This window comes from Diaphorobacter ruginosibacter (genome assembly GCF_014395975.1).
Lineage (GTDB): Bacteria > Pseudomonadota > Gammaproteobacteria > Burkholderiales > Burkholderiaceae_C > Diaphorobacter_A > Diaphorobacter_A ruginosibacter.
Genome location: NZ_CP060714.1, coordinates 4,202,768 through 4,221,860, shown reverse-complemented (window position 1 = coordinate 4,221,860; position 19,093 = coordinate 4,202,768). Strand labels below are relative to the sequence as shown.

Below are 19,093 nucleotides of genomic sequence, written 5' to 3'. Positions count from 1 at the left end.
AACCGGTGTTGCAGGAAATGGCCGTTTTCGGGAGCCATCTGCCGGTTGGAGCGCCGGGCCCGTCTGTTGCAGGCCCGGCGCTCGCGCCGGCTCAATCCTTGCGCACCGTGTAGATCAGGTCGATGGCGCTGGTGGCTCCGGTCTGGCCGCGCACGGTCAGGCGGCGGGAGAGGTCGTAGAAGATGTAGATGGTGCCCATGGCGCCCGAGAGGCTCTGCTCGTAGGTGAGGTAGAGCTTGTCGGACAGGCGCTTGCCCAGGGTGAGTGCGGCGCCGGAGGCGTCGGTGCCTTCGCTGGGGCCCTTGAAGCCGACTTCGTCGAGGCCCAGTCTGCCAGCGATCTTGCCGCTGCCGCTGTTGCCGCCCGCAAGCAGCGCGAGTGCTGCCTGCTGGAGCAGGGCGCTTTCCGCGCCGCCGGAGGCGGGGTCACGGCCCATGACCACCCACGAGAGTTTTTCCGCATCGGGCAGCTCGGGGTCCGAGTACAGGCTCACGCGCGGTGCCATGGCCGTGCCCAGCACCTGCACGCCCGCACGGACCGAGATGTTGGGGCGGATCGCGAGGATGTCGAGCGACGGGTTGTTGTACGGGCCGTTGAAGCGGATGAGTCCGGATTCCACGTCGAGGGACTGGCCCCAGGCGCGGTAGCGGCCCTGTTCGGTGCGCACTTCGCCGGTGATGCGGGGCGGCCCGCCAGGAACGCTGGCGCCCTGGATTTCCAGGTCGCCGCGCAGGCGCGTGGTGATACCGAAGCCCTGCAGCGCAAAGTCGCGGCCCAGGTCGAGCTTGACCAGGATGTCCGGCAGCTTGCGCGGCACGGCCCGGGCATTGGCCTTTTCCGTTGCCAGCCGCTGCTTGCGCGCCTCTTCTTCTGCCGCCTTGCGTGATGCGGCGGTGTGCACCACCACGTCCTTGTCGAGCGAAGGCGCCGATTCTTCCGGCAGGATGATGGTGGCGCGGTCGGTGGTGATATCGCCGCGCAGCGTGAACTGGCCGTTGTCCAGTTTGGCGCCCAGCGTGCCGGATACGCTGACCTGTCGGTCTGCGCGCACCAGCACCTGCAGCTTCCTGGCCGTGGCCTGCAGGTCCATCACGAAGTTGCCGCCCTGGCCTTCGCCGGCGGGAGCGATCCACTGGGCAAAGCCGCTGCCCGTGAGCTCGCCGCCGTCTTCCGGCGCGTTGGTCAGGTTGCCGCTGAAGCCCAGGATGCGTGCGCTGCTGCCCCTGCCGCCCCGGATGCGGAGTTCGGTGATGTCGAGGCGCGTGCCCTGGAGTTTGGCGCGCAGCACGCCCTGCTGGAGGTCGATGCCATCGATCACTGACAGCATGCTCAGGTTGTCGGCCTTGATGTCGCCCGCCCATTGCGGATTCGAGCGATCGCCGGAGATGACCGCGTCGGCCTGCAGCGTGCCGCTGACGCGCCAGCCGGGCGGAGCGAACAGGGACCAGATGCCCATGTCGGGCATGCGTGCACTGAGCTTGCCCGACAGGGGGGCTTTCTCGTCCCAGGCCCATTGCCCGTCCTGCTGCACGAGCTGGGTCGTGAGGTCGGCGGTGACCGTGCCTGCGCGTTCACTGTCCCACACCAGCTTGGCGTTGACGCTGCTGCCTTGTGCGCGCACATCGATGCGTGCGTCCTTGATGCGGGCACGCATGCCCGCGCCGGTCACCTTGCGTGTGGTCTGCGCATTGCCCGTGCCTCCTGCCACGTTCGGGCCGCTGGTGCGGATCACGGTGGTGCCGCCCGTGCCGTCATCGACCGCCAGGCGCAGGTCGCCAGCGGCGCGCTCGACCGTGAGCAGGGCCTTCAGTTCGGGGCCGGTGGTGTCGATGTCCCATTGGCCGTTGAAGCTCAGGTCGCCGCTCAGGCCGGCGGCGGCGAGTGGCGGGTCGCCTTCGCCCATGCTGAACGCGTCGGCCCACGCCAGGGGAATGCCCTTGACGTTGCCCGTGCTGCGGAGCGACCAGTTGCCGTCGCCCGCCTGGGTGGCGCTGGTGTCGTTCCATGCCAGTGAGACCGGCGGCAGCGGCTCTGCCTGGGCGCGGCGCTGCGGCATGGCGGGTGGGGTGATCTGCAGGGCGCCGGCCGAAACCGCGTAGCGCGTGGACAGCACGACCTTGTTGCCGCGCGTTGCGCCGGTCTGCTGGGAGAGGGTCACGGGCGAGGGCGATTGCAGCCTCACGTTCCAGGGACCGGGCTTGTCCTTGCCGAGGCCCAGTTCCGCCTGCAGCTTGCCGATGGCTGCGTTCCAGTCCAGCGGAGCGGCACCGCTGCCGGTGGAGAGGCCCGCCTGCAGCGCGGTGGCGAGCCGAATGCTCTGTGTGTCGCGGCGCGCCGTGGTGTCGAGCGTGATGTCGGCCTTCTCCGGGCTGCCCTGCGCCTGGAGCGCCAGCGCGGGCACCACGATGGCCTGCTCCGCGGGCGTACCCGCGGCCTGGTAGCGCAGGTTGTCGCCGCGCAGGTCGGCCTTGATCTGCAGGCCGCTTGCGGGCAGAGGGGCACCTGCGGCGGCCTGCAGGCGCTTCAGCAGGTTGCCGTAGCCGCCGCTCCAGTCGAGCTGCAGCCGTGCCTTGCCGTCAAGCTTCGCGCCTCCCAGCAGGTCTTCCTTCACGCCGGGCAGGCTGTGGGCCCAGGCGATCAAGGCGGGCGCGGACTGGAGCTGCAGGGCCGCCTGGCCCTTTCCGTTGGCGGGACTGATCTGGCCGTTGGCCTCGAGCACGGCACCGGGCACTTCGGCCTTGAGCTTCGCGCGCGCGTCCTGCTGCTCGACGTTGTACTGCACGGCAGAGGCCTGGATGGCGGCCTGCAGCGCTTCCACCCTGAGCTGCGAGAGCGACAGGACGGGCTGCTGCCATTCGCCCTTGGCCGCGAGCGTCTGGATGCGCAGCGACTTGCCGCTGGCGCGCGGCGTAGGGCCCGAGGCCTTGAGGTCGGCCTCGAACAGCACCTTCCGCGCGGCGTCCGCGCGTGCGCTCAATGTGCCCTGCAGCGGGGCGGCGTCGAGCGTACTGTACAGGTCGGCGGGGTTGAGCTGCTGCACCCTGGCTACGCCCTCGAACATCTGGCTGGCGGGCTCGAAGTAGCCGGCCGCCTCGATATGGCCCTTGCCCACATCGATCTGCGCCTGCTTCACCTGCCACCGTTCGCCGGTGTAGAGCACGTCGGCGGAGATGGCGTCGAGCGGCAGGCGCTGCTTGTCCCACGCACCGCGCATGGTGTTGGCGAAGCGGGCCTTCAATTGCCACTGCTGCCCGGCCTCGGGGGCTTCACTCCGGACCGGTCCCGCGTCCAGCTCTCCGCTCAGCAGGGTGCGCGGACCCTGCGGCCAGAAGGCCGCGACGTCCACGTTCTTCAGCGAGGCCTGTGCCGTATGCAGGGGCTGTGCCTGCCAGGGCATCACGTTGGCCTGCACATGGGCCTGCATGGGGGCCTGCATCGGCTCGGCACCCGCTTTCTTCTCTTTGCCCGCGCCATTGCTCACATGGTTGCCGGGGATGGCGCTTGCCTGCGCGGTCACGTCGATGCTCGCGGCCTCGGTCGCGAGCGTGCCACTGGCCTCGACCTGTGCGGAGACGGCAATCGTCGAATCATCCTGTGCCATTGGGTTGGGCACCTGCAGGTCGCCCGACGCCTGCGCCTGCAACTGCATGGGGCTTGCGCCCTGCAGCCTGAGCCTGGCCTGGTAGCGGCCGTCTGCCCAGCGCACTTCGTTCACGTCGAGCTGATGCGCATCGCCGTCGTAGGCATAGTGGCCGGTGAGGCCGTCCACCGTGGTTTCCGGAGGGCCTTCCCAGATGATCCTGTCCACGGCGAAGGGCAGGTCGATCTTGATCGGCAGCGTAAGTTGTTCCAGCGGCGAGGAGGGCTCCTTCGGTTCGGTGCCGGGCGTGCTTTGGAGGCGCAGCTCGGCGATGTGGACCTCGCCCAGCTTGAGCGTGCGCGAGAGCAGCGGCTGCAGGCTCCAGCCGATCCGGGCATCGCGCAGCTGCACCCGCATGGTGGGGCTTTGCCATTGCAGCGAGCCGATCCGCCCGCCCGCGCGTACCGAACCCGTGACTTCGCGCGCCTCGAGATGCTGGCCTTCGGGCAGCAGGCGTGCGACCCGCTGCAGCGTGTTGGCCAGCGAGTCGTCGCGGCCGGCCCACCACCAGAATGTACCCAGTGCCGTGACGATGACGAGCACCAGCGCGAGCAGCAGCCAGCCCAGGCCGCGCAGCAGGCGGCGGCCGGCGGAGCGGCGCGGCGGCCCTCCCGAAGGAGACGGCGCGGACGAAGATGAGGACGAAGGCGAGGGCACCTGTGCTGCGCCGGACGAGGATGCGGTCATGTCTGCCGATCCGTTCACTTGAGAATCCACCATGATCAGAAATTGAAACCGAGTCGCAGGTGCAGGCGCAGCTGGTGCTCCTGCAGTCCATAGGCCAGGTCGGCCTGCAGCGGCCCGACCGGGCTGCGCCAGCGGATGCCGGTGCCGACGCCCACGCGCGCATACATGCGGTTGACGTCATCGCCCACGGTGCCCGCGTCCACGAAGACGGCCTGCTCGAAATCCTGCGTGTTGCCCTTGATGACGATGGGGCGCTGCCATTCGACGCTACCCGCCGCGAGATAGCGGCCGCCGATGACCTTGCCGTTGTCCGTCTTGGCACCGATCGACTGGTAGCCATAGCCGCGTATCGAGTTGTCGCCGCCGGCTAGGAACATCAGCGTCATGGGCAGGTCGGCGTCGCTTTTCGCCGTGATCGCGCCGCCCCATGCGCGCAGCTGAAGCCGGCTGCGGCGCTGGGTTTCATCGTCGGGCTTGCCGAGGGGCATCAGGGTCATCCAGCGCCCCGTCACGCGCGTGAACGGCGTGCGCTGGGGCGTGAGCGTGGTGCCCACGCCTGCCTCCCAGGCGAAGCCGTAGCCCGAGGTGGGCGAGATGTTGTTGTCGAAGTAGCGGCCCGTCCAGCCGTAGTTGGCCAGCAGGGATGAGCTGGCTGGGGGCGCGCCCGAGCCCTGTGTCTTGGCCCAGTCGTACTGCAGGTAGTAGTTGCGCTCGATGCGCTCCTCCGACTTGGCGCGGCCGGCGCGCAATTGGGCGGAGTTCACATCGAAATCGCCCACGGGCTCGCGCTCGAGCTTCGCGCCGACGAAATTGCGCCAGTAGTCTTCGCCCGGCAGGCCGGTGAGCTGCGTGGAGATCAGCGGATTCTTGCGGTCGATCTGCAGCTTGGTCACCGCACGCCAGTTGAGGCCGGGCACCTTGTTGTGGATGTGGTCGATCGACAGGCGCGGGCCGGTATCGGTGCTCACGCCCACGCCGAACACCCATTTCTGCAGGCGCGCCTCGCGCACCTTGGCGATCACGGGCGAGGTGACATCGGAGCCCTGCTCCGCGCGTGCCTCCTGCTGCTTCTGCTCGGAATCCCCGAGCGAGGCCTTGGGCGTTTCGGCCAGGGCCAGGAACACCGAGTCGAAGTAGCCGCTCGAGACCAGGCGCTGCTGCGTATCGAGCATGACGTTCTGGTCGTACACCTTGCCCTCGGGCAGGCGCGCGATGCGCGCGAGGCCCACGGGGTCATAGCGCTCCGTGCCCTCGATGACGAGCGGGCCGAAGGTGTAGGCAGCCCCGGGATCGTAGGTCACCCCGACGCTGGCCTCGTTGTGGTCCGCATCCACGTCGGCCAGGCTGGTGTCGATGCGCGCGGTGGGATAGCGCCTTGCCTGCAGCACCTTCAGGCCGCCGCTCTTGGCGCTGCTCCACTGCGATTGAGAGAATGGCTCGCCGGGCTTGAGCGGCCACTGGTCGCGTATCGCATCGCGCTGCGCCTTGCCCTCGGGATCCTGTGCGTTCGCGCCGCTGAAGCGGACCTCGCTGTGCTTGATGGTGGTGGCCGGGCCGGGGTCCACGTTGACGATGACCTTGCGCGGAGCCTCTTCGGACTCGGGTGTTTCCTTGACTTCCACCGTGACCGTGGGGCTGAAGTAGCCCAGGGTGCCGATCAGGTCGCGCACATTGGCGCTGGTGGCGCCCAGCAGCCGCGTGAGTTCGCGGCGCTGGAGGTCGGACTGGTGCTGGAAGCGCTTGAGCTCGAGATGCTTCTGCAGCAGGTCGCGCACCTCCTTGGGGGCCTCGACCTCGAGCGTGAATGCGGGCTTGCCGCTGGCCGCGGCGACTGCGGAGTCGTCCTGGCGGTCTTCCTTCCTGGACAGCAGACTGCAACCGCTCAGTGCCAGAGCGGTCGTGATGAGGAGAGCGGACCTGATGGCCGGAACATGCAGTTTGCTGGATTGACGCATTGAGTTATTTGGAGAGCAGCCGCATGGCCTCCTCGAGTCCTTTGAGGGACAGTGGATACATGCGGTTGCCCGTCAGTTGCTGGATGATGCTGATGCTCTGGCGATATTCCCAGACGCCTTGCGGCTCCGGGTTGATCCACGCGAACTTGGGGAACGCGTGGATCAGTCGCTGCAGCCATTCGGCACCGGCTTCTTCGTTGTTGTACTCGACGCTGCCGCCGGGCTGCAGGATCTCGTACGGACTCATCGTGGCATCGCCGACGAAGATGAGCTTGTAGTCCTTGTTGTACTTGCGGATGATGTCCCAGGTGGGGTACTTTTCCGAGAACCGGCGGCGGTTGTTCTTCCACATGAAGTCGTAGACGCAATTGTGGAAGTAGTAGAACTCGAGGTGCTTGAACTCGCTTTTCACGGCGGAGAACAGTTCCTCCACGCGCTTGATGTGCTCGTCCATCGTACCGCCCACGTCCATGAGCAGCAGCACCTTCACGTTGTTGTGGCGCTCCGGAATCATCTTGATGTCGAGGAAACCGGCATTCGCAGCGGTGCTGTGGATGGTGTCGGGCAGGTCGAGTTCGAGCTCGTTGCCCTCGCGCGCGAACTTGCGCAGGCGGCGCAGCGCCACCTTGATGTTGCGCGTGCCCAGTTCCTGGTTGTCGTCGTAGTCGCGGTAGGCGCGCTGGTCCCACACCTTCACCGCGCTCTTGTTCTTGCCCGGCCCGCCGATGCGGATGCCCTGCGGGTTGTAGCCGCCATGGCCGAACGGGCTGGTGCCGCCCGTGCCGATCCACTTGCTGCCGCCCTCGTGGCGCTCCTTCTGCTCTTCCAGGCGCTTCCTGAGCGTCTCCATGAGCTCGTCCCAGCCCATCTTCTCGACGGCGGCCTTCTGCTCGGGGGAGAGCTCGCGCTCCAGCATCTTGCGCAGCCATTCGGCAGGCAGGTCGCGGCGCAGGTCGGCGATCATCTCCACCCCCTTGAAGTAGGCCGCGAATGCACGGTCGAACTTGTCGAAGTGCTTCTCGTCCTTCACGAGGATGGTGCGCGAGAGGTGGTAGAAGTCGTCCATGCTCCAGCCGTCCTCGGACTTCGGTCCGACGACACCTGCCTCCAGCGCCTCGAGCAGCGTGAGGTATTCCTTCACCGAAACGGGCAGCTTGCCCGCGCGCAGTGTGTAGAAGAAATCGATCAACATACGGACTTCTCGGTTGGTGCGTGAGGACGGGAGCCGCGGATGCGAGACATAAGGGGCGAGAAGGCGCCGTGGGCGTCCGGGCTCTCTCGTTTCGCTTTGCGGAATCCGGCCATCATGCGTTAGGGACGTTAATTCGAAACAGGCTTGCGCTGCGTAGGGCATTGCCGCAGATTGCCTCGTCCGCGCGGGTTTTCGGAAACAAGACGCACGGACGGGCCGTTCGGCGAGCGGCTGCCACGGCGCGCAGGCCCGCAGACCGGCAGCGGCCTTATTTTCCGGTGTTCCCGGGGGATGCGGCGGCATGTGCGCGCGCCATGCGCCAGCGCCTGGCGATGTTCAGGCCGAATCCGCCCCCGAGGCCGACGAGCGCGATGCCGAGGATGCTGCGCGTGTCGTAGCCTTCGGAGAAGATGTCGAACCCGAGCAGGTGACCGATTCCGAAACCGATCAGTGCTCCACCAAGGAATCCGACGGCATCGGTGGCACCCTCGACGAAGAGGCGTCGGACGTCGCTCATGACGGTTCCTTTCAGCGGTTGCGCTGGTTCATGAATACCAGCTTCTCGAACAGGCTCACGTCCTGCTCGTTCTTGAGCAGCGCGCCCACCAGCGGCGGCACCGACACCTTGTTGTCGGCGCTTTGCAGCGCCTCCATCGGAATCTCCTCCGCGACCAGCAGCTTGAGCCAGTCGATCAGCTCGCTGGTCGAGGGCTTCTTCTTGAGGCCCGGCAGGTTGCGGATGTCATAGAAGGTCTTCATCGCCACGGTCAGCAGCTCGCTCTTGAGCCGGGGGAAGTGCACATGGACGATCTCGCGCATCGTCTCGGCTTCGGGGAACTTGATGTAGTGGAAGAAGCAGCGGCGCAGGAATGCGTCAGGCAGTTCCTTCTCGTTGTTCGAGGTGATGAACACCAGGGGGCGATGCTTGGCGCGAATCATTTCGCGGGTTTCGTAGCAATAGAACTCCATGCGGTCGAGTTCGCGCAGCAGGTCGTTGGGGAACTCGATATCGGCCTTGTCGATTTCATCGATCAGCAGCGCCACGGGTTCCTCTGCGGTGAATGCCTGCCAGAGCACGCCCTGCACGATGTAGTTGCGGATATTCTTCACGCGCTCCGAGCTTTCCGCATCGCCCAGTTGGCTGTCGCGCAGACGACTGACCGCGTCATACTCGTACAAACCCTGTTGGGCCTTGGTGGTGGACTTGATGTGCCACTGCAACAGCGGCATGTTCAATTCCCTGGCCACCTCCTCGGCCAGCATCGTCTTGCCGGTGCCGGGCTCGCCCTTGACGAGCAGTGGGCGCTGCAGTGTCTTTGCCGCATTCACTGCGAGTTTCAAATCCTGGGTGGCGACGTAATTCTGTGAACCTTGGAATTTCATGGGCCGTATTTGAGGGAAATCGTTGATGAATATGCTTGACAGTGGCTGGCTATAATCGCCAAGCTCTTTCCTAGAGCGCCTACACGAGACCGGGACAACTCACTCAACACAGATTGTGCGCGGAAAATGAAAAGAACGTTCACCACGATATTCGGCCTGGCTGTCGCTTTGGCGACCGGCATGGTTCAAGCCCAGGAAATCAAGGGAGACGCGAAAGCCGGGGAAGGCAAGGTCGCGATGTGCATTGGCTGCCACGGCATCGTCGGCTACCAGGCCAGCTTCCCCGAGGTCTACCGGGTGCCGATGATCTCCGGCCAGAATGCCAAGTACATCGTCAATGCGCTGACCGAGTACAAGAAGGGTGAACGCAAGCATCCGACCATGCGCGGCATCGCCGATTCGCTCTCCGAGCAGGACATGGCCGATGTGGCCGCGTTCTACTCCACGCACACCAAGGACGTGCAGCCCGCGCCCGACAAGGCCCGCGAGCCCAATGCGCAGGTTGCCCAGCTGCTGCAGAAGGGTGCCTGCATCTCCTGCCATGGCGCGAACTTCTCCAAGGCGATCGACCCGTCCTACCCCAAGCTCGCAGGCCAGCACAAGGACTACCTGTACGCCGCGCTGCGCTCCTACAAGGATGAGAAGAACCAGTACCTCGGCCGTACCAACGCCATCATGGCAGGCATGGCCAAGCAGTTCACCAATGCGGAGCTGAAGGAAATCGCGGGCTACATCAGCTCGCTGCCCACCGAACTGCAGACCCTGCCGGAATCGCGCTTCCGCTGATCCCGCGCTCGTCTTTCTCCTCATCCCTCCAGCCCGCAGGTCAGGTGACCTGCGGGCTTTTTCGTTCGTGTCCCGGAGAAAGAGGCCGCGCCGGCATGCGTCGATCAGGCTCGTGCGGTGGGCCTCAAGGTATTCTGGCAAGGATTGGTGCGGTATGGCCGCGTGACTTGGCTCAAGAACCATCACTGCCTAGAATGGCTGGATGCATCGTTTCATCGCGTCCATGACCCTTCGGTCGCTGTCCTTGCCGACAGCGGAGATGGTGGCTGCGCGCCTCTGTCAAGGGACGGGTGTTCAGAAACCAGCCTCACCGGCCGCAGATTCCTGAGCCCGGCGGCTTCCCCCAAGCCTTCTTCTCCGCCAGCGCGTCATCGATCTCCGAACCGCCGGGCCCCTCTCCAGTCTTCATCATGCCGAACAGTGCTGCAGCCGCAAGGTGGGCACCTGTCGTGTGTCTGCCCGATCCGGACGGGGTGCACACCCAGCGTGTCGAAATACATACATGCAGGGAAGTACCCATTCACCTATCGGCTCCAGAGGTGAACAGTCACATTCAATGATGACGCAGCCGTGCGGTGGCAGTGAGCGCCCGCCCGGCCGGAGAAGTTCGTCGTCATGGACTTGCCGTTGCATCTCCATCCACAGGCAAGCCGATTTCCGGGAGGAGGACGCTCATGAGAATACAGACCATTGCAGCATTGACAGATTTTTCAACCCAGGCCGAACAGGCGCTGGACCGCGCGGCATTGCTGGCCGCGCAGCATCAGGCCCATCTGATCCTGGTCTACGCGGCCGAGGAGCTCAATCCCCGGTTCGTGAACCCGCAGGCGCGGCTCGAGCAGCGGGCGCGCCAGTTGGCGCGCCGCCATGAGATCACGGTGAACACGCGGGACTTCGACGAGATCAGCGACGTGGCCGACCGGGCGCTGGCCGCCGCAGCCGTGGCGGACCTGCTGGTCATGGACCGGCGCATGGAGCGGGCGTGGTCGCGTCCCTGGCGCGGCTCCACGCTGGCGCACTGCCTGCGCATGAGCCCATGCCCGGTACTGGTCGTCCAGCAGCCGATTCCGGATGTCGAGGACCTCTCGGCCCACTATGCGCGCATGGTGGTGGCAGTCGATGGCACGGGCCGCTCCCGTGAAGTCCTGCAATACGCGGCCAACCTGCAGACAGTGGCGGCGGTCGACCTGTTCCAGGCCGAAGGCGGAATGCAGCAGGAGCTTGAGCAGTACCGCGACGAACTGCAGGAAGAGGCGGATGATCGCCGCCTGCGCATCAAGGACGCCTTCGATGCACGCCGCAACCGCGTGGACAGCCACACCGGCGCGCGCGACGTGACGCGCCAGCTCATGGTGCAGCAGCAGCGCTCGGGGGCCGACCTGATCGTGATTGGCGCGCCGCGCCACCACTGGATGGACCGCTGGGCACTGAGCGCACGCGGGGCGCGTCTGATGGGGCTGGTGTCGTGCGACGTACTGGTCTGCGGCCAGCTGCCGCAGGACCGCAAGGACCTGGAAATGCCGGACCTGCGCGGTGACAGCCGGCTGCCGCAGTTCAAGTTCTGATCGGATAGGAGGCATGCAGCGGAGCTCTAGGCTCCCGCAGGCCTTTTCTCGCTCATCACGAAGGTTCGGGATCGAAAGTTTGGGCTTTCCAAACGACAGCCTGAGCAGCGTGCGCCCGCTATGAACTGGTCACTCCAATGCTGAGATGGCCCCTCAGACGCGACGCAAAGGCGCAGACAGTACTTTGGTACGGCAAGCCTTTGCAACAAAGTATGAGGGGCCATATCAGCAGCTCCACACGAAGACTCTTACCGCAAGCGCTAAACGTCCATTCGTCACGCGACTCAAAGGACCCGGTATTCCGCGAAGAACCTTTTCCCTTTCAGTCGCGCGTGGCGCGGCGCTGTACGGCGGCTACATAGGCATCGCCGTCTGGCGGCCGGCCGGAGCGCTGGCTCTCCCAGAGCATGGTACCCAGGCACTCCATGGCGGCGTGGTGCGCGTCATGCAGTGAATCAAGACGCTTGGACAGCAGCTCGACCGCCTGGCGGATGCCGCGTGGCTGGTCGATGCTGCACTGCTCGCTGATCGACAGGTGCATCGACAGGTGCAGGAACGGATTCGTGCGATCCGGTGTTTCGTCGTAGTTGCGCTTGACCGCTTCCTCGGCATCGGCGAGGTCGGCGCGGTATTCGGGATGTTCCTCGATCCACAGGGCGGCCAGGGTCTCGATGGCCTCCATGGGTTGATGGGCTTGCTGCTTGGCGAGTGCGCCACAGAAGAAACGGCGCACGTCGGCTTGGGACGGGTTGAACATGATGGGGGCAGGGTAGCACGGGGCCCCTGTCCCGCGCCGGCGTAGGACTTGCGTGACGCTCTGGTTCTTCGTGGAATACCGGGCGGAGTGCATGGGTTTGCGTGGCGAATGGACGGGCGGTGCTTGGGGTGAGAGTCTTCGTGTGGGGGTGCTGATATGGCCCCTCATACTTTGTTGCAAAGGCTTGCCGTACCAAAGTACTGTCTTCGCCTTTGCGTCGCGTCTCTTGGGCCATCTCAGCATTGGGGTGAACAGTTCAAGGCGGGCGCGCGCTGCGAAGGCGGTCGTTCAGAAAGCCTTCTTCTCTGACAAGGCTCGATGAACCAAAAAAAAGCCCCGGCCGAAGCGCGGGGCGAGGTTGCGAGAGGAAATCGGGTCGGGGCGTTCCGTTCAGGTGGCGGAGACGGCCTTCTGCCAGGCTTCGTAGAGGTCTTCGCCTTCGTCGCGCACGCGGTGGCTGATGAGGGCCATCTCGCGCTCGCGTTCGGGCTTGGCCAGTTCCACATAGCCGCGTGCGGCGGACAGGTCGTAGGGCTCGCCGTCTTCATTGGAATAGGCGAAGTACACCGTCTTCACGCCGGCCAGCAGCATGGCCGTGTAGCACATGGTGCAGGGGTAGCCGCTGGCGTAGACGACCGCGCCCGACAGGTCCGTGCTGCCCTGCGCCTTGGCGGCCATGCGCACGGCCTGCATTTCGGCATGGGCCGACGGGTCGCACAGATCGTCCACCTGGTTCACCGCACGGGCCAGCACCTTGCCGTCCCTCACCAGCACGGCGCCGAACGGCCAGGTGGCCTGCTTGCGCCCCTTGACGTTGCCCATGGCCAGGCGGATGGATTCGATCACGTACTTTCCCGTGTCGTTACGGTCGGTGGTGTTGCTCATTGGGTCATTCCCTCTGGTTGAAAAAATGGTGGTCAGCTGCCGCGGTAGGTATTGAAGAACCACGGCGAGCAGAGCATGGGCACGTGGTAGTGCTGCGCTGCGTCGAAGATGGAGAAGCGCACCAGCACTTCTTCGGAGAGCGCAGTGGGCTCCTTGAAATGCTCGCCCACGTAGAAGCGCAGCTCGAAATCCCCGGTACGCGCCGCTGCCGCCGCCATCATGGGAGCGTCGGTGCGGCCGTCGGCATTGGTGCGTGTGCTGGTGATGCGCTGCGCGGGCTTTTGCGCAATGTCATAGAGCTCCACCCGCATGCCGCTGATGGGGCGGCCGGTGGTGAGGTTGAGTACATGGGTGCTGATGCCTGCCATGGGATCTGTCCTTTGGATGTGCCTGTCACTTGCCTGTGGATGGGGGAGGGAGCGTTGCGTTGCCTCAGCTGCCGCGCGAGTACGTGTAGCTCCAGGGGCCGAACTGGATCGGCAGGTGGATGCGCTCCGAGACGTTCGCGATCTGGAAGCGCACCGGCAGCTTGGAGAGGAATGGCGGCCGCGGCAGCTTGGTGGCTCCCTTGGAGGCAAAGTAGTCATCCACGTGCAGCAGCAGCTCGTAGCGGCCTGCGCGGTAGCTGTCGTCGATCAGCAGCGGTTCGTCGGCGCGGCCATTGGCGTTGATGGTGAACGAGCGCACCAGCGCATAGGCCTCGCCGTCGAAGCGCGAGAAGTCGATGCGCAGGCCGGTGGCGGCCATGCCGTGGTAGGTGTCGATCGTGTGGACCGTCAGGCGCGGGCTCACACCGTGCAGCACGATGGGGCCCGAGCTCTGTGCGGGGGCTGCGGGCGCAGGTGCATCGGCCGCGTGGGCTCCGCGTGCGGCCACGAGGGCCGAGGCGCCGAGAGCGAGGCCTCCCAGTGCGAACTGGCGGCGTGCGGGAACGAGGGGCTGCGTGCCGGAAAGGTGGTCGGGATGGATGTCTGGATGGTTGTGGCGGGGCATGGGCCGGTCTCCTTGTTTTGCGGAATGCGGTTGCGTGGGCTTTTGGCGGGCTTCAGCGGCTCTTGCGGCGCTGCATGCGGGCGATGAAGGCGATGGCGAGCACGGCTGCCATCGCTTCCACGATGGCCACCAGGTACAGGCCGGGAGCGACCTTGCCCGTCGATGCCTTGATCAAGCCCATCAGGTAAGGGGCTCCGAAGCCGGCCAGGTTCGCAACCGAGTTGATCAGTGCCACGCCCACGGCGGCGGCGCCACCGCTCAGCAGCATGTTGGGCATCTGCCAGAACACCGGAATGGCGCTCATCGTGCCCACCAGGGCCAGCACCATGGCGGTCAGCGCCAGGGCCACGGGAATGCTGCTCATGCCCATGGTGAAGGCGAGCGCCAGCAGGCCCGTGGCACCCACGAGGGCCGAACCCGCGAAGTGCCAGCGCACCTCGCCGCGATGGTCGGAATGGCGACCGTTGAGAATCATGCCTGCCGCGCCCAGCACGTAGGCCGCTCCGGCGATCCAGCCCACTTCCATGGGGGTCGTGAAGCCGGCTTCACGGATCACGGTGGGCATCCAGAACGTCAGCGTGGAGTTGGCGCACAGCAGGCAGAAGAACACCGCGATCAGCAGCCACACCATGGGGTTGGCGAACAGGGTGCGCCAGTCGCTGTGGCGTTCGCCCTGGGCCTTGTGGTCGAGCTCGAGCTGCTGGCGGATGATGGCGCGGTCGTTGTCGGTGAGCCACTTCGCCTGCTCGGGACGGTCGGTCATGTAGAAGTACGCGAAGATGCCGGCCAGCACGGAGGGGATGCCCTCGATGATGAACAGCCACTGCCAGCCATGCATGCCGTGCGCACCCGCGGTCCAGGTCATGATGCCGCCTGCCAGCGGGCCGCCGAGCACGCCTGCGATGGCCGATGCCGACATGAAGGTGCCGAAGGCCTTGGCACGGCGCTTGGAGGGATACCAGTAGGTCAGGTACAGGATGACGCCGGGGTAGAAGCCCGCCTCGAATGCACCCAGCAGGAAGCGCAGGATGTAGAACTGCGTTGGCGAGGTCACCCAGGCCTGCAGGATGCAGATGACGCCCCAGCCGATGGTGATGCGCATCACCGTCTTCTTGGCGCCGATCTTCTGCAGCAGCATGTTGGAGGGCACTTCGAACAGGAAGTAGCCGATGAAGAAGATGCCTGCGCCGAGGCCGTAGACGGCTTCGCTGAACTTCAGGTCATCGAGCATCTGCAGCTTGGCGAAGCCGATGTTGACGCGGTCCAGCCAGGCCAGCACCCACAGCACGCCCAGGAAGGGCAGCAGGCGCCAGGAGATCTTGGAATAGGTGGCGTCGACCTGGTCTACAGAAGAGGCCGCGCCACTGATGGGCACACTTTGAGCGTTCATTGCGAGTCCTTGTCTCAGGAATTTGTAGTTGGGGTTTGCGGACACTTTCATGGTCGCGGGTTGCGGCGATATGCGAAACTAGGCAGCTGCTATGAGCCGCATAGCAAAATGCATATTCATAGGGAAAACACGTGTCTCGCAGTGAAGATCCGTTCGACACTTACCTGCTGCGTGTGCTATGCACATTGATCAGCGAAAAAAGCGTGTCCCGTGCCGCCATCCGCCTGAATCAATCGCAGCCGGCCATCAGCGCGGCGCTCAGGCGCCTGCGCGCCGTCTTCAACGACCCGCTGCTGGTGCGCGACAAGAACCGCATGGTGCCCACGGCGCGGGCTCTGCAGGCCGTGGAGCAGGCGCGTGCGGCCCTGACGCTGATCGACGGCCTGCTCACCTCGGGCAAGGAGTTTTCCGCCGACACCACGCAGCAGCGCTTCACCATCGCCACGCCCGACTACCTCGCACCGCCCTTCATGGGACGCGTGGTGCAGCTCATGCGCGCCCAGGCACCGGGAGCGCGCCTGGTGGTGCTGCCGCTCGGGCCGAACTTCGACTACGAGCAGGCGCTGCAGAACGGCGACGTCGATATCGTCATCGGCAACTGGCCCAACCCGCCAGAGCACCTGCACATCTCCACGCTGATCGAGGACGAGGTGGTGTGCCTGCTCGACGAGCGGCACCCGCTGGCCGCCCCGGGCCAGCTCACGTCCGAGCACTACCTGCAGGCGGCCCACGTGGTGTTCACCCCCTATTCGCCGGACCAGCGCGGCGTGGTGGAGAGCAGCCTGGGCACCATGCGCGTGAGCCGTGACGGCCGCGTGCAGTGCACCTACTTCTCGCAGGCTCCGGACCTGCTGGTGGGCACCGACCTGCTGCTCACCACCAGCCGCCATTTCGCGGCCTACCACGCGCGGCGCCTGCCGCTGGCCATGGTGCCGCTGCCCGTGGGCAACCGCACCATGCGCTTCTATCAGCTGTGGGCCACGTCGAGGCACCGCGACGCCGCCCATATCTGGCTTCGCGGCCTGCTGGGCCAGGCGTCGCAGGTCCTGTCCGAACCAGCGTAGCCCGCTGCTATACGCTCTATAACAAGTCAGGACTGTGAGGGGCGCGGCGCGCTTCCTACACTGGCCGCATGACTACCAACACGATCTCCTCCGTCCCCACGCTCGACGAGCTCAACGCCATGACGCCTGCCGCGTTCGTGGAGGCGCTTGGCGAGGTCTTCGAGTACGCGCCCTGGGTGGCCGAATCGGCTGCGGCACAGCGCCCGTTTGCCAGCATCGATGCGCTGCACGCGGCGATGATCGGTGCCGTGCATGCCAGCCCGCGCGAGCAGGCCGTGCGCTTTCTCTGCGGCCACCCCGAGCTCTCGGCCAACGCGGTGCGCTCCGGCACGCTGACCGCCGATTCGCAGCAGGAGCAGCAAGGCGCGGGCTTTGGCGAGATGGCCCAAGAACAGGGTGAGCGCCTGGCCGCGCTGAACCAGACCTACCGCACGCGCCACGGCTTCCCGTTCATCGCCTGCGTGCGCCACTACACGCGCGTCGGCATCTTTGCCGAGCTGGCCTCGCGCACCGAACGCGGCACCGAGCAGGAGTTTTCCGAGGCGCTGCGCCAGATCGGGTTCATCAGCCGCCTGCGCCTGTCGCAGCGCGTGCGTGGCTGACGGAGCACCTGCTGCTCACTGACTTTCACTGTCGCTGCAGCAGCGGATCGCCGGCAAACAGTTCCACCACCCAGTCCACGAAGGCGCGCACCTTGGCGCTGAGGTGCGAGTTGGGCGGGTAGACCACGTAGATGGGCAGCGGCAGCTGGGCCCAGTCCGGAATGATCCTTACGAGCTCGCCACGCTCCAGATGCGGTTGGGCCTGGAACGTGGTGATCTGCCCGATGCCGTGGCCCGCGAGCAGCACCGACGTGTAGGCATTCGATTCGTTGACGGTGATCGTCGAGGGCGCGCTGATCTCGATGAGCTCGCCCTCCTTCTGGAACTCGAGTGGATAGGGCCGTGCGGACACGCGCGCGAAATACAGCACGCTGTTGTGGCCCTTCTCCAGCTCGCGCGGATGCGTGGGCGTGCCGTGGCGCTTCAGGTACTCGGGCGACGCCACCGTGATGAACTCGAGGTTGCCCACGCGCCGCGCCACCAGCGACTGGTCGGTGAGTTCGCCGCCGCGGATCACGCAATCCACGTTGTCGCCGATGAGATCGACCGGGCGGTCGCTCACGCCGAGGTCGATCTGGATGTCCGGATAGCGGGCCTGGAATTCGGCCAGGTGCGGGATGATGAGCAGCCGGGCGATCGATGAGCCCACGTCCACGCGCAGGCGCCCGCGCGGGGTGGCGCGCACCTGGCTCATGCTGGCCTCGAGATCGTCGAAGTCGGCCAGTACGCGCACGGCGCGGTCGTAGTACGCCGCGCCGTCGGTGGTCACGGTCACGCGGCGTGTGGTGCGATTGAGCAGCTTGACCTTGAGCCGGTCTTCCAGGGCCTGGACGTGCTTGGTCACAGTGCCCTTGGGCAGCTGCAGCGAGTCGGCGGCGAGCGTGAACGTGCCCGACTCCACCACTCGCGCGAAGATGCGCATTGCCTGTATCTGATCCATGTACGGGACTCCCGGTGCCTTGCAGAAGGTGCTGGATTCTCACATGGGTTCAATGCACGATTGTTCGGGTTTTGGAAACAGTGCGGGCAAGGAATGGTGATTGATAGGTAGGATCGCAGGCAATACAGTTCAATCCCATCTGCCCCAACCCGTGAGGCACACCATGTCCACCAGCAAACCAGCATCTTCCCGTCCCGTACAGCAAGCGCGTGTCACCGACACCATCGTCCCGATGGAGTCCGGCGAAGGCGTGGCGGTGCGCGTGTATGGCAGCAAGCCGCCGGCGGGGCAGAGTGTTCCTCTCGTGCTGCATTTCCATGGCGGCGCCTTCATCGATGGCGATCTGGACAGCGGCTGCACCGTTGCCGGCCTGTTGCAGGCCGCGGGGGCGCGCGTCGTCTCGGTTGCCTACCCGCTGTCTCCCGAGCACCCGTTTCCGCGTCCATTGGAGATCGGATACGTCGTGCTGCAGTGGTGCTACAAGCATCGCACCCGGCTTGCGGGCAAGGGGGCGCAGCTGTATGTGGCGGGCGAGGAGGCAGGGGGGAACCTGGCCGCCGGCGTGTGCCTGATGGCGCGTGATCAACGCCATCCACCGCTGGCCGGACAGATACTCATCTCGCCCATGCTCAATCCCTGCGCGGGCACGCCGTCCCTGCGGGCCGTCACGGGCGAGGCCACCGATTGCAAGTGGGCCCAGGGCTGGCTCAAGTACCTCGGCTGCACCTACGACGCCGTGCATCCCTATGCGGTTCCCGCCATGGCGCAGCGGCTGGCCGGGCTGCCGCCCTCGCTCATCCTGGTGGGCGAAGGCGACCCCATGCGTGACGAAGCGCTCGCCTATGCGGCGCGACTCAAGGGTGCGGGACTCATGGTGCAGGAACATGTACTCGACGAGGCCAAGCAGTGGCCCGACGCATTGCTGGAGCCGGCCCCGGAAGGCTGCCCGTGCGCACCGCAGGTGCAGGCCCAGGTCGGTATTTTCTTCGAGGCGTCGCGATGTCACATGCCCAGTTGAACCCTTGATCGAATCTTCTTCGTGAGGGCGCCACGCGCGGCCACTCTCCAGGGTGAGGAGAGCGGCGCATCGCGCGTGACGTCCTGAACACACCACCCGCCACCACACCACTGTCATCGAAAACCATTGCCTGCGTTGGCAAGGATCAGCTGTCGGCTCTTGCAGGCCGCAGGGGAGATCCGTTGCCGCGTGAATCCGACAAGGCACTTTGCCGACGCCTCCACTTTTTCTTGAAC

16 protein-coding genes are annotated in these 19,093 nt (G+C 65.7%); 5 read left to right on the top strand and 11 right to left on the bottom strand.

Annotated elements, in window-relative coordinates; genetic code table 11:
* Window positions 1-91: 91 nt before the first annotated feature.
* The 5 genes from H9K76_RS19130 to H9K76_RS19110 form a co-directional block, all read right to left on the bottom strand.
* A complete protein-coding gene (locus tag H9K76_RS19130; RefSeq protein WP_187596883.1) occupies window positions 92-4,360 on the bottom strand; it encodes a translocation/assembly module TamB domain-containing protein in 4,269 nt (1,422 codons plus the stop codon).
* 2 nt (window positions 4,361-4,362) lie between these two features.
* Complete coding sequence (locus H9K76_RS19125; protein ID WP_187596882.1) at window positions 4,363-6,282, bottom strand: autotransporter assembly complex protein TamA; 1,920 nt, start codon at window positions 6,280-6,282, stop codon at window positions 4,363-4,365.
* Between the two features lie 4 nt (window positions 6,283-6,286).
* Window positions 6,287-7,474 (bottom strand): vWA domain-containing protein, encoded by a 1,188-nt coding sequence (locus H9K76_RS19120; RefSeq protein ID WP_187596881.1) that lies wholly within the window; start codon window positions 7,472-7,474, stop codon window positions 6,287-6,289.
* Window positions 7,475-7,742: 268 nt separating this feature from the next.
* Entirely contained in the window at window positions 7,743-7,991 is a 249-nt protein-coding gene (locus tag H9K76_RS19115; protein ID WP_187596880.1) for a hypothetical protein, read from the bottom strand.
* Window positions 7,992-8,002: 11 nt separating this feature from the next.
* Window positions 8,003-8,857: an AAA family ATPase gene (locus H9K76_RS19110; RefSeq protein WP_187596879.1), complete on the bottom strand. Its 855-nt coding sequence runs from the start codon at window positions 8,855-8,857 to the stop codon at window positions 8,003-8,005.
* 126 nt (window positions 8,858-8,983) lie between these two features.
* On the opposite strand from H9K76_RS19110, the gene H9K76_RS19105 reads away from it, so the two are divergent.
* Both H9K76_RS19105 and H9K76_RS19100 read left to right on the top strand, forming a co-directional pair.
* The gene (locus H9K76_RS19105; RefSeq protein ID WP_187596878.1) at window positions 8,984-9,643 is read left to right on the top strand and encodes a c-type cytochrome; all 660 of its coding nucleotides are present in this window, start codon (window positions 8,984-8,986) and stop codon (window positions 9,641-9,643) included.
* Between the two features lie 674 nt (window positions 9,644-10,317).
* Complete coding sequence (locus tag H9K76_RS19100; RefSeq protein WP_187596877.1) at window positions 10,318-11,208, top strand: universal stress protein; 891 nt, start codon at window positions 10,318-10,320, stop codon at window positions 11,206-11,208.
* A 322-nt stretch (window positions 11,209-11,530) separates the two neighbouring features.
* Here the strand turns inward: H9K76_RS19100 and H9K76_RS19095 are convergent, their stop codons facing one another.
* From H9K76_RS19095 to H9K76_RS19075, 5 genes are all read right to left on the bottom strand, one after another.
* Window positions 11,531-11,965: a DUF1841 family protein gene (locus H9K76_RS19095; RefSeq protein ID WP_187596876.1), complete on the bottom strand. Its 435-nt coding sequence runs from the start codon at window positions 11,963-11,965 to the stop codon at window positions 11,531-11,533.
* A gap of 390 nt (window positions 11,966-12,355) precedes the next feature.
* Window positions 12,356-12,850: a nucleoside deaminase gene (locus H9K76_RS19090; protein WP_187596875.1), complete on the bottom strand. Its 495-nt coding sequence runs from the start codon at window positions 12,848-12,850 to the stop codon at window positions 12,356-12,358.
* A 32-nt stretch (window positions 12,851-12,882) separates the two neighbouring features.
* A complete protein-coding gene (gene uraH / locus H9K76_RS19085; protein WP_187596874.1) occupies window positions 12,883-13,218 on the bottom strand; it encodes a hydroxyisourate hydrolase in 336 nt (111 codons plus the stop codon).
* A 64-nt stretch (window positions 13,219-13,282) separates the two neighbouring features.
* On the bottom strand, window positions 13,283-13,843 hold the full coding sequence (locus tag H9K76_RS19080) for a hydroxyisourate hydrolase (RefSeq protein ID WP_187596873.1): 561 nt from the start codon (window positions 13,841-13,843) through the stop codon (window positions 13,283-13,285).
* Between the two features lie 52 nt (window positions 13,844-13,895).
* Window positions 13,896-15,233, bottom strand: a complete 1,338-nt coding sequence (locus H9K76_RS19075; protein WP_187596872.1) for an MFS transporter — start codon at window positions 15,231-15,233, stop codon at window positions 13,896-13,898.
* 131 nt (window positions 15,234-15,364) lie between these two features.
* On the opposite strand from H9K76_RS19075, the gene H9K76_RS19070 reads away from it, so the two are divergent.
* Window positions 15,365-16,297, top strand: a complete 933-nt coding sequence (locus H9K76_RS19070) for a LysR family transcriptional regulator (protein WP_187596871.1) — start codon at window positions 15,365-15,367, stop codon at window positions 16,295-16,297.
* Window positions 16,298-16,365: 68 nt separating this feature from the next.
* The gene (gene uraD / locus H9K76_RS19065; protein ID WP_187596870.1) at window positions 16,366-16,899 is read left to right on the top strand and encodes a 2-oxo-4-hydroxy-4-carboxy-5-ureidoimidazoline decarboxylase; all 534 of its coding nucleotides are present in this window, start codon (window positions 16,366-16,368) and stop codon (window positions 16,897-16,899) included.
* A 25-nt stretch (window positions 16,900-16,924) separates the two neighbouring features.
* Here the strand turns inward: uraD and H9K76_RS19060 are convergent, their stop codons facing one another.
* Window positions 16,925-17,839, bottom strand: coding sequence for a LysR family transcriptional regulator (locus tag H9K76_RS19060; RefSeq protein WP_187596869.1), 915 nt, complete (start codon window positions 17,837-17,839; stop codon window positions 16,925-16,927).
* Between the two features lie 163 nt (window positions 17,840-18,002).
* On the opposite strand from H9K76_RS19060, the gene H9K76_RS19055 reads away from it, so the two are divergent.
* Window positions 18,003-18,857 carry an alpha/beta hydrolase gene (locus tag H9K76_RS19055; protein ID WP_187596868.1) on the top strand — a complete coding sequence of 285 codons (855 nt, stop codon included), beginning with the start codon at window positions 18,003-18,005 and terminating at the stop codon, window positions 18,855-18,857.
* Window positions 18,858-19,093: the final 236 nt, after the last annotated feature.